Source organism: Stenotrophomonas sp. HITSZ_GD, assembly GCF_029543105.1.
Lineage (GTDB): Bacteria > Pseudomonadota > Gammaproteobacteria > Xanthomonadales > Xanthomonadaceae > Stenotrophomonas_A.
The window spans coordinates 17,494-31,317 of the sequence record NZ_JARQXB010000016.1 but is presented as its reverse complement, the minus strand read 5'-3'; the positions used below and the strand labels follow the sequence as shown (position 1 = coordinate 31,317).

Annotated in this window: 13 protein-coding genes; 4 read left to right on the top strand and 9 right to left on the bottom strand. The window is 69.5% G+C overall.

The window, feature by feature from the left end:
• The first annotated feature begins 11 nt into the window (after positions 1–11).
• The 3 genes from P6166_RS14495 to P6166_RS14485 all read left to right on the top strand — a co-directional run bounded on the left by P6166_RS14495 (position 12) and on the right by P6166_RS14485 (position 1,721).
• The gene (locus tag P6166_RS14495) at positions 12–149 is read left to right on the top strand and encodes a hypothetical protein (protein ID WP_277765156.1); all 138 of its coding nucleotides are present in this window, start codon (positions 12–14) and stop codon (positions 147–149) included.
• Between the two features lie 32 nt (positions 150–181).
• Complete coding sequence (locus P6166_RS14490; protein ID WP_277765155.1) at positions 182–409, top strand: hypothetical protein; 228 nt, start codon at positions 182–184, stop codon at positions 407–409.
• Between the two features lie 331 nt (positions 410–740).
• Positions 741–1,721, top strand: coding sequence for a GGDEF domain-containing protein (locus tag P6166_RS14485; RefSeq protein ID WP_277765154.1), 981 nt, complete (start codon positions 741–743; stop codon positions 1,719–1,721).
• A gap of 114 nt (positions 1,722–1,835) precedes the next feature.
• Here P6166_RS14485 and P6166_RS14480 read toward each other — a convergent pair whose 3' ends face one another.
• The 6 genes from P6166_RS14480 to P6166_RS14455 all read right to left on the bottom strand — a co-directional run bounded on the left by P6166_RS14480 (position 1,836) and on the right by P6166_RS14455 (position 9,491).
• Positions 1,836–3,257: an efflux transporter outer membrane subunit gene (locus P6166_RS14480; RefSeq protein WP_277765186.1), complete on the bottom strand. Its 1,422-nt coding sequence runs from the start codon at positions 3,255–3,257 to the stop codon at positions 1,836–1,838.
• Positions 3,257–3,991, bottom strand: coding sequence for an SDR family oxidoreductase (locus P6166_RS14475; RefSeq protein WP_277765153.1), 735 nt, complete (start codon positions 3,989–3,991; stop codon positions 3,257–3,259). The genes P6166_RS14480 and P6166_RS14475 overlap by 1 nt, the downstream gene beginning before the upstream one ends.
• Positions 3,992–4,018: 27 nt before the next feature.
• Positions 4,019–7,180, bottom strand: a complete 3,162-nt coding sequence (locus P6166_RS14470) for a multidrug efflux RND transporter permease subunit (protein WP_277765152.1) — start codon at positions 7,178–7,180, stop codon at positions 4,019–4,021.
• A 117-nt stretch (positions 7,181–7,297) separates the two neighbouring features.
• On the bottom strand, positions 7,298–8,503 hold the full coding sequence (locus P6166_RS14465) for an efflux RND transporter periplasmic adaptor subunit (RefSeq protein WP_277765151.1): 1,206 nt from the start codon (positions 8,501–8,503) through the stop codon (positions 7,298–7,300).
• Positions 8,500–9,267, bottom strand: a complete 768-nt coding sequence (locus tag P6166_RS14460; protein ID WP_277765150.1) for an SDR family NAD(P)-dependent oxidoreductase — start codon at positions 9,265–9,267, stop codon at positions 8,500–8,502. Before P6166_RS14460 ends, P6166_RS14465 begins: the two co-directional genes overlap by 4 nt.
• Complete coding sequence (locus P6166_RS14455; RefSeq protein WP_277765149.1) at positions 9,264–9,491, bottom strand: hypothetical protein; 228 nt, start codon at positions 9,489–9,491, stop codon at positions 9,264–9,266. The genes P6166_RS14460 and P6166_RS14455 overlap by 4 nt, the downstream gene beginning before the upstream one ends.
• 140 nt (positions 9,492–9,631) lie before the next feature.
• Between P6166_RS14455 and P6166_RS14450 the strand changes: the two genes are divergently transcribed.
• On the top strand, positions 9,632–10,684 hold the full coding sequence (locus tag P6166_RS14450; protein WP_277765148.1) for a LysR family transcriptional regulator: 1,053 nt from the start codon (positions 9,632–9,634) through the stop codon (positions 10,682–10,684).
• Between the two features lie 40 nt (positions 10,685–10,724).
• Here P6166_RS14450 and P6166_RS14445 read toward each other — a convergent pair whose 3' ends face one another.
• From P6166_RS14445 to P6166_RS14435, 3 genes are all read right to left on the bottom strand, one after another.
• Positions 10,725–11,111, bottom strand: a complete 387-nt coding sequence (locus tag P6166_RS14445; protein WP_277765147.1) for a hypothetical protein — start codon at positions 11,109–11,111, stop codon at positions 10,725–10,727.
• A gap of 356 nt (positions 11,112–11,467) precedes the next feature.
• Positions 11,468–12,190 carry an OmpA family protein gene (locus P6166_RS14440; RefSeq protein ID WP_277765146.1) on the bottom strand — a complete coding sequence of 241 codons (723 nt, stop codon included), beginning with the start codon at positions 12,188–12,190 and terminating at the stop codon, positions 11,468–11,470.
• A 133-nt stretch (positions 12,191–12,323) separates the two neighbouring features.
• The gene (locus tag P6166_RS14435) at positions 12,324–13,745 is read right to left on the bottom strand and encodes a deoxyribodipyrimidine photo-lyase (protein WP_277765145.1); all 1,422 of its coding nucleotides are present in this window, start codon (positions 13,743–13,745) and stop codon (positions 12,324–12,326) included.
• Positions 13,746–13,824 lie beyond the last annotated feature (79 nt).

Here is a 13,824-nt window from a genome sequence, read left to right as displayed (position 1 = left end):
AGGAGAGGGTGATGAGCGGTGGATCCTGGTTGTTCCTGGTGGCCGTGGTGGCCTTGGTGGGTGCGGTGGTGTTCCTGGTGACGCGCGCGTTCACCAAGCGCAACAAGCCCGGCGCCGACGTGCCGCGCGAGGAAGTCCCGCGCGAGTAACCGTGCGGTCCGCACGCCTCCCCGTCCCTGCCATGCCGACCCGCGCCCAAATCGAGGCCGACCTGCGCGCCCTGGCGCAGACCCTGCCGGTCCGCGGCACCGCCGATGCCGCCGCGTTCGACCGGCTGGCCTTCGCCGCGCGTATCGACGAGTTGATGCGCGTCGCCGAACCGGCCGACCGGGACGAGGTGTGCAGGCAGGCGGAGGCCATGCTGCGCGACGCCGGGCTGGACACCGGCCCCGTCGAAGACGGCACCTGAGGCGACCGTGGCGGCCGGCGGCGCGCTTCCCGAAACCGGCCATGACCGCGGGCATCCATGGACAGGCGCGCCGGCACGGGCATGGCTACAATCGGCGGCGGAAACCCGGGCTGTCCGCCGTGGCTTCCGGACGGCGCGGGTCGGGGACGGACCGGCGGCCCTCCTTCATGTATTACGAGCAAAAGCGGCCTGGCGCGGTCGGCTGGCCGCGTGAGGCTGCCTGGCCCCGCCGGCGCACATGCCCTGGCGTGGACCGCGTGCCGGCAACGGCGGTGTCAACTTTGTCATCCCGCGGCCGTTGTCCGGGGGAGTTCCGTGGATCAGACCTGACGTGATAGTTCAGTTTCGGCGCGATTTCCGCGCCGGTACCCACCGGGTACTGGCGCCGCTGAGCGCCCTGTTCCTGCTGCTGTACGCCATCGCCCTGGCCTGGGATGGACAGCGGCTGGGCGCGGGCCTGTCGGCCGGGCTGGCCGCGCTGGCCGCGTTTCGTGCCTGGCGCATGCGCCGCGCCGTGCACGTGGGGCAGCAAGGCCTGTGGATCGCCGCGGTCAACGTGGGCGGCTGCCTGCTGGGCTGCAGCTTCAGCGGTGCCACCGCCCTGCCCTGGCTGTTCCCGACCCTCATGGTCAATTACTTCCTGTGCGAACCGCGCCGCGCGGTGGTGATGAACGTGCCGCTGGTGCTGGCGCCGATCCTGCTGCCGGGGCTGCTCACCAGCATCGGCCAAGGCGTGTCGGTCATCGCGGTGAGCTTGCTCACCCTGGTGCTGGGCCTGGCGTTCTCGCTGCGCATCCAGGACGACCGCGTCCAGCTGGAGGAAATGGCCTCGCTGGACGCGCTGACCGGGCTGCCGAACCGGCGCATGCTCGAACGCACGCTTACCCGCCAGATCGAGGAGCGGCGCGAGCACGAGCGCCTGAACGGGCTGATCATCCTGGACCTGGACCACTTCAAGGACATCAACGACCTCTACGGCCACGCCGCCGGCGATGCCGCCCTCGCCGACCTGGCGACCATCCTGCGCTTCGAGGTGCGCGGCGACGACGAAGTGTTCCGCTTCGGTGGCGAGGAATTCGTGGTGCTGCTGCGGGTGGAATCGCTGGCCGAACTGGAACTGGCGACCGAACGGTTGCGGCGCGCGATCCGCGGCGCGCTGCGCGGGCCCGGCGGGAAGATCACCGTGTCGCTGGGCGCGGCGCGGCACGCCGGCGAAACCCATTGGCAGGACTGGTTCTCGCGCGCGGACGCCGCGCTGTACCTTGCCAAGAACAACGGCCGCGACAGTTATCGCATCGCCGATCACCTGTGACGATGCGCCAGACGGCCGGCAAGGCCCGGCGCGTGGCGTGCTGCCTTCGGCCTGCATAAAAAAAGCCCCGGTGTTTTCGGCACCGGGGCTTCTCACTTCTTGGGCCGCCCATCCTCAGCGCAACGCCACCGCCGCATCCTCGGCCACCGGCGTGCGCCAGCCGCCCAGCGCCTTGTACACCGCCACCACGCCGACATTCACCTGCGCCTGCGCGTCGGCCAGTGCGTCGTCGGCCTGCAGCTGCGTGCGCTGTGCGTCGAGCAGGGTCAGGAAATCCTCCGACCCTTCGCGGTAGCGGATCTCCGCCAGCGCCTCGGCCTTGCGCGCCGCGTCGGCCTGCTCGGCGACAATGGCCAGCCGCGACTGCTGCCGCGAATAGGCGGTCAGCGCGTTCTCGGTGTCCTCCAGCGCCAGCAGCACGCTCTGCTCGTACTGCGCCAACGCGCCGTCGGCCTGCGCCTGGCTCGCGCGCAACCTGGCCCGCACGGTGCCGAAGTCGAACGCGGCCCAGCTGATCGACGGCGTCACCGACCACGCCTTGCTGCCGCTGTTGGTAAGCGAACCGGCATCGCCGGACAGGAAGCCGACGAAGCCGCTGAGGCTGATGCGCGGGAACAGGTCGGCCGTCGCCACGCCGACACGGGCCGTGGAGGCGGCCAGCTCGCGCTCGGCACGACGCACGTCCGGGCGCTGGCGCAGCAGCGCGGCGGTATCGCCGAGCGGCAACGGCCGCGCATAGGCCGGGGTCGGCCGCGGCACGAGCAGCGCGTCCAGCGCGTTCGGCTGCCGCCCCACCAGCACCGCCAGCCGGTGCCGGTATTGCGCCTGCGCCACTTCCAGCAGCGGGATGTCGGCCTCGATGGCCTTCAACCGCGCCCGGCTGCTCTGCACGTCCAGTTCGCTGCCCGCGCCCAGCTGCCAGCGCGTCTGCGTCAGCTGCTGGGTGTCGCGCAGGTTCACCAGCGTGTGCTGGGCCACCTCGATACGCTTCTGCACGCCGCGCAGTTCGAAGTAGTTGCGCGCCACTTCCGCCGCGACGGTGACCTGCGCGTCGGCCAGCCCGGCCTGCTCGGCATCCAGGTCCGCGCGCGCCGCTTCGGCGGCACGGCGCTGGCGGCCGAACAGGTCCAGTTCCCAGCGCGCATCGAAGCCGAGCGAGTAGCTTTCGCTCAGCACCCGCTCGCCGTCCGGCGTGGTCAGGTCCGGCTGCTTGCGGCGGTCGTAGTCGCCGCCGGCGGTGACATGCGGGGCCTGGTCCAGGCGGCGCTCGACGAACACCGAGCGTGCCTCCTTCACCCGCGCCATCGCGATGCGAAGGTCGTGGTTGGCCACCAGCGCGTCGCGCACCATGCCTTCCAGCACCGGGTCATCGAACTGCGCCCACCACTGTCCCACCGGCGACTCGCTGTTGAATGCCGGATCCTGCGCGCCCTGCAGCACCACGCTGGGCGCGGGACCGGCCTTGTAGTCCGGGCCAACCGCGCAGCCGGCCAGGACGACCGCGGCGATGGCCGCGGTCAATGCCTGTCGGATCATCACCACGGCAGCTCCTGGCCCAGGTGGCTGAAGCTGCCGTTCGGGCCGTCCGGACCGATCAGCGCCAGTTCCACGCTGCTCTTGGCGCCCTCGGGAATGTCGATCTCGCCCTGGCCCTGGTTCATGTCGGTCCTCACGTAGCCGGGGTGGATGGTGTTGACCTTCAGCGGGGTGTCGCGCAGTTCGTAGGCCAGCTGCACGGTCCAGGCGTTCACCGCGCTCTTGGAGACGTTGTAGGCCGGCACCTTGAAGTCGTAGATCGGCGAGGACGGATCCTTGTGCAGCGCGATGGAGCCCAGGATGCTCGACACGTTGACGATGCGCCCGGCCGGCGCGGCCTTGAGCAGCGGCAGGAAGGCCTGGGTCACCGCGACCAGCGCGAACAGGTTGGTGTCGAAGGTGGTGCGCCAGGTGTCCAGCGTCTGCTCGGACGGGGCGCGGCCGAACTCGTCGACGATGATGCCGGCGTTATTGACCAGGATGTCCAGGCGGCCGTACTTCTCGCGCACCTCGGCCACGGCGGCGGCGATCGACTTGGCGTCGGTCACGTCCAGCGCGATGGCCTCCACCGGCAGGCCCTCGGCCTGCAGCTTCAGCGCCGCTTCCACCGCGCGCTCGCGGTTGCGGCCGGCCAGCAGCGTGTGCACGCCGGCCTGGGCCAGCTGGCGCACGGTTTCCAGGCCGATGCCACGGGTGGCACCGGTGACGAGGGCGATCTTCTGCGAAGTAGTCATTGCATTGCTCCTCAAGGGGGATAGGAATCAGACGTGCTGCGCGTGCGCTTCGGGCGCATGCGATACCAGCGGGCGCCCGGCCAGCTTGCGCAGGGCGACGTAGAACACCGGGGTCAGGAACAGGCCGAACAGGGTCACGCCGAGCATGCCGGCAAACACCGTGATGCCCGTGGCCGAGCGCACTTCGGCGCCGGCGCCATGCGAGAACACCAGCGGCACGGTGCCGGCGATGAACGCGATGGAGGTCATCACGATCGGGCGCAGACGCAGGCGGCAGGCTTCCAGCGCCGCTTCGACGATGCCCTTGCCCTGCAGCTCCAGCTCGCGGGCGAACTCGACGATCAGGATGGCGTTCTTGCACGCCAGGCCCATCAGCACCACCAGGCCCACCTGCACGAACACGTTGTTGTCGCCACCGGTGAGCCACACGCCGAACAGCGCGGACAGCAGGGTCATCGGCACGATCAGGATCACCGCCAGCGGCAGGGTCCAGCTCTCATACAGCGCCGCCAGCACGAGGAAGGCGAGCAGCACGGCCAGCGGGAACACCACCAGCGCGGCCTTGCCCTGGGTGGACTGCTGGTAGCTCAGGTCGGTCCACTCGATGTTCATGCCGTTCGGCAGCACCTGCTTGGCCAGCTCCTCGACCTTGTGCATGGCCTCGGTGGAGGACAGCATCCGCGCATCGGCCTCGCCGGCCAGGTCGGCCGCCGGGTAACCGTTGTAGCGCAGCACCGGGTCCGGGCCGTAGGTCTGCTTGATCGTCACCATCGAGCCGATCGGCACCATCTCGCCGCGGTCGTTGCGGGTACGCAGGCGGCCGATGTCCTCCACGCTGTCGCGGAACGGCGCGTCGGCCTGGGCGATCACCTGCCAGGTGCGGCCGAACTGGTTGAAGTCGTTGACGTAGGACGAGCCCAGGTAGGTCTGCAGCGTGTCGAACAGCTCGGTCAGCGGCACGCCCTGCGCCTTGGCCTTGGCACGGTCCACCTCGGCATCCAGCTGCGGCACGTTGGCCTGGTAGGTGCCGATCGGATAGGCCATGCCCGGGGTCTGCGCGATGGCACCCTGCATCATGTTCACCGCGTTCTGCAGCGCGCCGTAGCCCAGGTTGCCGCGGTCCTCGATGAACAGCTGGTAGCCATTGCCGTTGCCCAGGCCCAGGATCGGCGGCGGCATGAAGGCGAACGCCATGCCATCGCCGAGGGCCGATACCTTCTGGTTGATCTCCGCGTTGATCTCCAACGCCGAGCGATGGCGCTCGGAGAAGGTCTGCAGGGTCAGGAACACCACGCCGGTGTTGGGCGTGTTGGTGAACTGCAGCGCGTTGAGGCCGGGGAACGCGATGGCATGCTCCACGCCCTCGGTGTGCATGGCGATGTCGGTGACCTTGCGCAGCAGCGCGTCGGTGCGTTCGATGGACGCGCCTTCTGGCAGCTTCACGCCCGCGATCAGGTACATCTTGTCCTGGGTCGGGATGAAACCGCCCGGCACGGCCTTGAACATCAGGCCGGTGGCCAGCAGCAGGGCGATATACACGGCAAACACCACGCCGCGGCGGCCGAGGATCTTCGACACCGAGCCCTGGTAGCCTTCCGAGCTGCGCTTGAAGAACCGGTTGAACGGGCGGAACACCCAGCCGAACAGGCGGTCGATCAGGCGCGACGGCGCGTCCTTGGGCGCGTCATGCGCCCGCAGCAGGCGCGCGGCCAGCGCCGGCGACAGGGTCAGCGAGTTGATCGCCGAGATCACCGTGGAGATGGCGATGGTCACCGCGAACTGCTTGTAGAACTGGCCGGTGACGCCGGACAGGAAGGCCATCGGCACGAACACCGCGCACAGCACCAGCGCGATGGCGATGATCGGCCCGGAGACCTCCTTCATGGCCTGGTGCGCGGCCGCCAGCGGGCTCAGCCCCTCTTCGATGTTGCGCTCGACGTTTTCCACCACCACGATCGCGTCGTCGACCACGATGCCGATCGCCAGCACCAGCCCGAACAGGGTCAGCGTGTTGATCGAGAAGCCCAGCAGGTACAGCGCGGCGAACGTGCCCACCACCGACACCGGCACGGCGATCAGCGGGATGATCGAGGCGCGCCAGGTCTGCAGGAACAGGATCACCACCAGCACCACCAGCAGGATCGCCTCCAGCAGCGTGTGCACCACCGCGCTGATCGAATCGCGCACGAAGATCGTGGTGTCGTACACCGCTTCGTACTTCACGTCCTCCGGGAAGCGCGCCTGCAGCTCGTCCATCTGCGCGATCACCTTGTCGCGGATGTCCAGCGCGTTGGCGCCCGGCGCCTGGAAGATACCGATACCCACCGCGTTCTTGCCGTCCAGCTGCGAACGCAGGGTGTAGTCGCCCGCACCCAGCTCGATGCGCGCCACGTCGGCCAGGCGCACCACCTCGCCGTCGCTGCCGGTCTTGAGGATGATGTCGCCGAACTCCTGCTCGCTGCGCAGGCGGCCCTGGGCGTTGATCAGGGTCAGGAACTTGCTGTCGGGCATGGGTTCGGCGCCGAGCTGGCCGGCCGAGACCTGCACGTTCTGCTCGCGCATCGCGGCCACCACGTCGCTGGCGGTCAGCCCGCGCGCGGCCACGCGCTCGGGGTCCAGCCAGGCGCGCATGGCGTAGTCGCCGCCGCCGAACACCTGCGCATCGCCCACGCCCTGGATGCGCGCCAGCGCGTCCTTCACGTGCAGGCGGGCGTAGTTGCGCAGGTACAGCGTGTCGTACTTGCCCTTGGGCGAGGTCAGGTGCACGACCATCAGGAAGGTCGGCGACTGCTTCTGCGTGGTCACGCCCTGGCGGCGCACGTCCTCGGGCAGGCGGGCCTGGGCCTGGGCCACGCGGTTTTGCACCTTCACCGCCGCATCGTCCGGGTCGGTGCCCGGGCGGAAGGTGATGGTCATCTGCAGCACGCCGTCGGAGCCGGCGACCGACTTGATGTACATCATGTTCTCGACGCCGTTGATCGCCTCTTCAAGCGGCGTGGCGACGGTTTCGGCGATGACCTTGGGGTTGGCGCCCGGGTACACCGTACGCACGACCACCGAGGGCGGCACCACGTCGGGATACTCGCCGATCGGCAGCATCGGGATGGCGATCAGGCCTGCGGCGAAGATGACGATCGACAACACCGCGGCGAAGATCGGCCGGTCGATGAAAAATCTGGAAAAGTCCATGGGGAAGGTCCTTGGGTGGTATGGCCGGTGTGCCGCAGGGAGCTGGGTGGCAATGCCGGCCCGGCGCCGGCTCGTCGGAGCCGGCGCGCGGGGACGCGAACAACGGGTGTGGCGGGATCAGTTCATCGCGGTCTTCTTCGCCGGCGGCGGTGCCTGCATCGACACCGCCTTGGCGTCGACCGGCATGCCCGGCATGAAGACCTTCTGCACGCCGTCGATGATCACGCGGTCGCCGGCGGCCAGGCCGCTGGTGACGATGCGCAGCCCTTCGGCGGTGCGGCCGAGCTGGACGTCGCGGCGCTGGGCCTTGTTGTCCTTGTCGACCACGTAGACGTACTTGCGGTCCTGGTCGGTGAGGATGGCCTTGTCATCCACCAGCACCGCCTTGAACTCGCCGCTGCCCAGCAGCTGCACGCGGGCGTACAGGCCCGGGGTGAACTGGCGCTGGGCGTTGTCGAGCACCGCGCGCACGCGGATGGTGCCGGTGCTGCGGGTCACCTGGTTGTCGAGGAAATCGACGCGGCCGGTGTGCGGGTAGCCGTCCTCGCCCACCAGGCCGATGCGCACCGGCAGCTGGCCGTCGCGCTCGCTCGGGCGCTCGCCGCTGCGTGCCATCTGGCTGTAGCGCAGGAAGGTGCCTTCATCGGCGTCGAAGTACACGAACACCTTGTCCTGCGAGACCACCGTGGTCAGCACGCTGGCGGCATCGCCGGCGCTGACCAGGTTGCCGGCGGTGACCTGCGCGCGCCCGGCGCGGCCGTCGATCGGCGAGCGCACGCGGGTCCAGTCCAGGTTGAGGCGCGCGGTCTCCACCGCCGCTTCGGCGGCGAGCACGTCGGCCACGGCCTGGTCGGCGGCGGCCTTGCGCTGCTCCCAGCTCTCGGTGGAGATGGCCTGCTGGTCGGCCAGCTTGCGCGCGCGCGACGCCTCGCTGCGGCCCAGTTCGGCCTGGCTGCGGGCGCGGACCAGCGCGGCCTGAGCCCGATTCAACTCGGCCTTGTAGCTGCGGTCGTCGATGGTGAAGAGCACATCGCCCTTCTTCACTTCCTGGCCTTCGGCGTAGTTGACCTTGTCGATGTAGCCGGACACGCGCGGGCGCAGTTCGACGCTTTCCACCGGCTCGATGCGCCCGGTGAATTCGTCCCACTGCGAGACCTGCTTGACCAGCACCGGCGCGGCGCCGACGGCCGGCGGCGGCGGGGCGCCCTGCTCGGCGGCCCGCGAGCCGCACCCGGCCAGCACCGCGGCGAACACGGCGGCGGCCAGCGCATTGCGCAACGGCGAACGGAAGGAAGACAGGAACGGGGTGGCGTTCGGCTTCATGGTGATACCTCATGGAGGGAGAGGGGGAGAGGAATACCGGCCAGCTTTCCTGCGACCGGTTGCGAAGCGAGTTTCTTGTCGGTACTGACGATCACCTGGCCGGGCTGGCCGCGCCCGGCCAGCAGCGACACCGCGCAGCGGCCCACCGCCAGCGGGCTGAACCACTCGGCGCAGGCCTGCCGCTTGTTCGACGGATCACACACCGGTTCTTCGACCTGCAGCAGCTGCACGCGCACGCCCAGCGGCTGGGCTTCCTCGTGCAGCACCTGGGCGAGCATCCGCGTGGCCGAGCCGGTGACGGAAGCTTCGCCATGCCCGGCCCACGGCCGCAGCGCGCACGGGCTGCCTACCAATACATAGCGCCCGCCCAGATCGGCCAGCAGCGGCAGCAGGTGGCGGGCGGCGGCCAGGTGGGGCAGCAGGTCGCGTTGCAGGCGGCGCAGCAGCTGCGAGGCCGGCCGGTCAATCATGCGCCCACTGGTCAGCGGGCTGCCAAGGCTGGCGACCACGGCCGACAACGGGTGTTCGCGCTCGGCGATGCGGGCGGCCAGCGCCTCGGCACCGGCGTCGTCGGCGACCGAGCCGACGAGGGTCTCCAGGCCGGGCGCGTCGGCGAAGCGTCCGCGCAGCGCCTTCAGGCGCTCGGCGCTGCGGCCCACCGCCAGCACCCGGCTGCCGGCTTCCAGCAGCGCGGCGATCACGCCGCCGCCCACCGTGCCGGTCCCGCCGAGCACCAGCACCTCCGGCTGGAGCATCCCGCTCATGGGACTTTTACTCCCGGAATCGGGACAATACGGATACCGCCCCACCGGCTGTCCCGGCGGGCGGCCAGCCGGAACTGCCCGCCGCCCTGCCGCGCCGGCGGCGGGGTAAATTCGCGGAAAGCCTGCGGATGACGCGCATTCACGTTGAAGGACACCGGGTCGAAGGCGCCTTCAAGCGCTTCCTTGCGGGACGGGGGCAAGCCGAATAGACGACGCAGCCACATGGCGCACCTCGGGGGGTTCTGGAATGGGCGCCAAGTTACGCCCCGAAGCCGCACTTGATTAGTCCGGATTTAGGGGAATAATCGTCCCGGAGACGGTCTAATCCCCCATCCCCCTCCCCGCCCCCATCCCGGAGTCCCGCATGACCCGCGATCTCAACGACACCCTGATCTTCGTCAAGGTGGTCGAACAGGGCAGCTTCATCGCCGCCGCCAACGCGCTCGGCCTGCCCAAGACCACCGTCAGCCGCAAGGTGCAGGAACTGGAGCAGCGCCTCGGCGCGCGCCTGCTGCACCGGACCACTCGCCGCATCGGTCTTACCGAGGCGGGCTCGGTGTACCACGAACACTGCCAGCGCATCGCGCGCGAACTCGAGGAAGCCGAGAGCGCGGTGGGCCAATTGCAGTCCGGCCCGCGCGGCTGGCTGCGCTTTACCGTGCCCTACTCGATCGGCATTACCTGGATCGCGCCGCTGCTGGGCGAATTCCATGCGTTGTATCCGGAAATCCAGCTCGACATGCACCTAGGCAACGAGAAGCTGGACCTGATCGCCGGCGAGGCCGACCTGGCCCTGCGCGTGGGCTCGCTGCCGGATTCGAACCTGGTGGCGCGCAAGCTCGGCAGCCTGCGCACGCAGGTGTTCGCCAGCCCGGCGTACATCGAGCGCTATGGCGAGCCGCTGCATCCGGACGAGTTGCAGTTCCACCGCACGCTGGCGATGCGCAAGAGCCGCACCAACACGGTGAGCAACAACCGTTTCTACTGGTCGCTCACCGACGGCGCGGAGCTGCGCGATTTCGCGGTGAATCCGCTGATGGTGGCCAACGACCCGTCGGCGCTCAACGGCGCGCTGTTGTGCGGCGAGGGCCTGATGCTCACCGGTGATGTGATGGCCAAGCCGTTCATCGAGTCAGGCATGATTCGCCGCGTGCTCGCCGGCTGGACGGGCCCGGAAGTGGACTTCAACGCGGTCTTCGCCGGTGGGCGGCTGATTTCGCCGAAGGTCCGCGCGTTCGTCGATTTCCTCGTGGACAAGCTCAACTTCGACGCGAACTACATGATGGCCCAGTGCCCGGCGGCGAAGCTGGCGGCCGCGCAGGCGCGGCAGGCGCAGGAAGAAGCCGGGCAGGTGCAGGAGGCCGAGGTCGAGCTGCAGGCCGAAGGCAAGCGCATCCTGGAGAAGGTGACCGCCTGACGGCCACGGAAAGCGGCGTCCACCCGGGACGCCGCCCTGCTCAGCGCGCGGTGCAGCGGGCCATGGCCGCACTGCCCTGCCGCGCATAGCTGGCAATCTGCCGCCCATCCGGCCCGCGCAGCAGCATGCGCGCGTCGCCGGCTTCCATGTCCAGCATGACCGCCTGCCGGGCCCCCGGCGGGCTGAGCGCGATGGCGTTGCCTTGGCGTTGGTAGCGGAAGGCCACATTGCCCTGCGCGCGAATGACGCGGCCGCTGCCGTCGGCATCGAACACCAGCGCATCGCGGGCCTGGCCTTCACCGGGCTGGGCACGTTCGCACAGTACCCAGGTGGTATTGGCGAGGCCGTCGTCGGCACTTTGTGCGAGCGACGGGAACGACGCGACGCTGAGCGCGCCGAGCAAGAAGAAATTGCGGAACTGGGACATGACGTTGACCGAAGGAGACGCTGACGGCGTCGAGGGCCAAGCATGTTAGGAAGCACGCCGGCGACTGGCTTTGCGAACAATCCAATGGGTTGCAGCTTTGGTTGAAGCCGTCGTGCGGGATGGGTCGGCGCTCTGGCGCGTCGCGCGGCCACCGGGGGCCATGCCTTTCCGGGACACGCCGTGAATCCATCCATGGAGGCTCGTAGGCGACATCCGTGTCGCCTACGATCCCGGAAAGACATGCCCCCGGTTGCCCGAACGTTTCATGCGGCACCTGCCGAACAGTGCGGTGTTGCGCGGGTGTTCTCGTGGGCGAAGAAAAGGCCGCTTCCGCGGCCTTTTCTTCGTACTGCGTTTTAGTTCATGCCGGTCGTACCCGGCGTCCCCTCGCGCAGCGGGATCAGGTGAATCTCCACGCGGCGGTTCTTCGCGCGGCCGGCATCGGTGTTGTTGTCGGCGATCGGCATGCGCTTGCCCATGCCCAGCACCTCCATGCGCTCGCGCTGCACGCCCTGCGCGCTGAGGTACTGCGCCACCGAGTCGGCGCGCTGCTCGCTCAGGCGCTGGTTCACCGCGTCACTGCCGATGCTGTCGGTGTGGCCCACCACTTCCACCATCGTCTGGTTGTACTCCTTCAACGTGGCGGCCACGCCGTTGAGCGCGGAGTAGAAATCCGGCTTCAGCGTGGCCTTGTTGAAGTCGAACGTCACGCCATCCGGCAGGTTGAGCGTGATGTTGTCGCCCTGGCGCGAGACCTCGATGCCGGTGTTGGCGGTGCGCTCGCGCAGCGCGCGCTCCTGGCGATCCTGGTACTGGCCGATGGCCGCACCGCCGAGCGCGCCGATGCCGGCGCCGATCATCGCGTGCTGGCGGCGCTCGGTGGCGCTGTCGCCGGTCAGCAGGCCGCCGGCCACGCCAATGGCCGCGCCGATCAGCGCATTGCGCCCAGTCTTGTTCTGCTGCTGGGTCGGGTTGCCGTACGGGTCCTGCTGCACATACGAGCCACCGGTGGCGCAGGCCGACAGGGCCAGCGCGGCGGCGACGGCGACACACACCTGCTTGTTCGCTGCTCGGAACATGATTCCTCCTTGTTGCCGGGTACCGGCGGGATGCTGGAGGCGAGAATAAACACGCCGGCGCGAGCAGAACATGATGAAAACGCACGCCGTGGCCCTGCCATCCGGCCCGCGTTCAGGCACCTGTCGCGGCGATTCAGTTTGCCGCGCGCATCTTCGCGTAGGCCGCCAGCGCCGCCTCGCGACCTTCGGCCAGGTCGATGATCGGCGTGCGGGGATAATCCGGCGCGTGATCGGCCAGCGCTTGCGGATGCTCCCAGGGCGCGAAGCGCTGCGCCACCGGCAAGGCCGCCAGTTCGGGCACCCAGCGGGTGATGTAGCGCGCCTGCGGGTCGAAGCGCTTGGCCTGGGTCACCGGGTTGAACACGCGGAAGTAAGGCGCGGCATCGGCGCCGGTGCCGGCCACCCATTGCCAGCCCAGCGTGTTGTTGGCCAGGTCGGCGTCGACCAACGTATCCCAGAACCAGCGCGCGCCCAGGCCCCAGTGCTGGCGCAGGTGCTTGGTCAGCAGGCTGGCGACGATCATGCGCACGCGGTTGTGCATGAAGCCGGTGTGCCACAGCTCGCGCATGCCGGCATCGACGATCGGAATGCCGGTGCGGCCCCGCCGCCACGCCCGCAGGGAGGTGGCATCGCGCGCGGCCCAGGGGAACTGGTCGAAGCGGCTGTCCAGGTTGCGCGAAACGGTGTGCGGGAAGTGGTGCAACAGGTGGTAGGCGAACTCGCGCCAGCCCAGCTCGCGGATGTAACCCTCCACATCGGCGGCCGTGGCCGCGCGAGGGTGCTGTGCCAGCTCGGCGCATATGCGCCACGGGGCGATCTCGCCGAAGTGCAGGTGCGGCGAGAGCCGCGAGGTGCCGATGCGGTCGGGCTGGTCGCGCTGCTGGCGGTAGCCGTGCAACGCGCCATCGATGAAGGCCTCCAGCATCTCGTGCGCGCCCGCCTCGCCCGGCTGCCACTGCGCCCAGAAGCCTTCGTCCCAGTCGCGCGTCGGCGCCAGGCCGAGTGCGTCCAGTGCCTCGCCGTCCAGCGCCGGCGGCTTGGGCAGGCGCGCGGGGGCGCGCCAGGGCGCGGGCAGCTGCCATTGGGCCAATGCGCTGCGCCAGAACGGGGTGAACACCTTGTACGGGCCGCCTTGCTTGGTGGCCAACGCCCACGGCTCGAACAACAGCGCGCCGTTGAAACTCTCCGCCTCGATGCCGCGCTCGCGCAGCGTGCGCTTGATGCGCGCATCGCGCGGCTGCGTGGCCGGCTCGTACTTGCGGGTCCAGTACACGCTGCGCGCGCCGCTGGCCGCGATGACCTCCTCCAGCACCTGGGCGCTGTCGCCCCGCCGGATCAGCAGCGCCGAACCGCGTGCGTGCAGGTCGTCGCCCAGCGCCTGCAGCGAGCGGTGCAGCCACGCGTTCGACGCCGCGCCCGGCGCCCAGCGGCCTTCCTCGTGCGGCGCATGGATGTACAGCGGGATCGGCACCTGTCCGGCGTCCAGCGCGGCGCGCAGCGCCGGTTGATCGTCCAGGCGCAGATCGCGCCGCAGCCACACCACCGCATGTTCCATCGATCCGCTACCCCTGGGAGACGGGGGCGATGATAGCCGGGCCGATGCGATGCGGATGCGACGACGGCCGGGAGGTCCC

Excerpts from the sequence above, each read along its gene's own strand:
- P6166_RS14495 (WP_277765156.1), top strand. The coding sequence starts at position 12 with ATGAGCGGTGGATCCTGGTTGTTCCTGGTGGCCGTGGTGGCCTTGGTG.
- P6166_RS14490 (WP_277765155.1), top strand. The coding sequence starts at position 182 with ATGCCGACCCGCGCCCAAATCGAGGCCGACCTGCGCGCCCTGGCGCAG.
- P6166_RS14480 (WP_277765186.1), bottom strand. The coding sequence starts at position 3,257 with ATGATCCGACAGGCATTGACCGCGGCCATCGCCGCGGTCGTCCTGGCC.
- P6166_RS14475 (WP_277765153.1), bottom strand. The coding sequence starts at position 3,991 with ATGACTACTTCGCAGAAGATCGCCCTCGTCACCGGTGCCACCCGTGGC.
- P6166_RS14470 (WP_277765152.1), bottom strand. The coding sequence starts at position 7,180 with ATGGACTTTTCCAGATTTTTCATCGACCGGCCGATCTTCGCCGCGGTG.
- P6166_RS14465 (WP_277765151.1), bottom strand. The coding sequence starts at position 8,503 with ATGAAGCCGAACGCCACCCCGTTCCTGTCTTCCTTCCGTTCGCCGTTG.
- P6166_RS14460 (WP_277765150.1), bottom strand. The coding sequence starts at position 9,267 with ATGAGCGGGATGCTCCAGCCGGAGGTGCTGGTGCTCGGCGGGACCGGC.
- P6166_RS14455 (WP_277765149.1), bottom strand. The coding sequence starts at position 9,491 with ATGTGGCTGCGTCGTCTATTCGGCTTGCCCCCGTCCCGCAAGGAAGCG.
- P6166_RS14450 (WP_277765148.1), top strand. The coding sequence starts at position 9,632 with ATGACCCGCGATCTCAACGACACCCTGATCTTCGTCAAGGTGGTCGAA.
- P6166_RS14445 (WP_277765147.1), bottom strand. The coding sequence starts at position 11,111 with ATGTCCCAGTTCCGCAATTTCTTCTTGCTCGGCGCGCTCAGCGTCGCG.
- P6166_RS14440 (WP_277765146.1), bottom strand. The coding sequence starts at position 12,190 with ATGTTCCGAGCAGCGAACAAGCAGGTGTGTGTCGCCGTCGCCGCCGCG.
- P6166_RS14435 (WP_277765145.1), bottom strand. The coding sequence starts at position 13,745 with ATGGAACATGCGGTGGTGTGGCTGCGGCGCGATCTGCGCCTGGACGAT.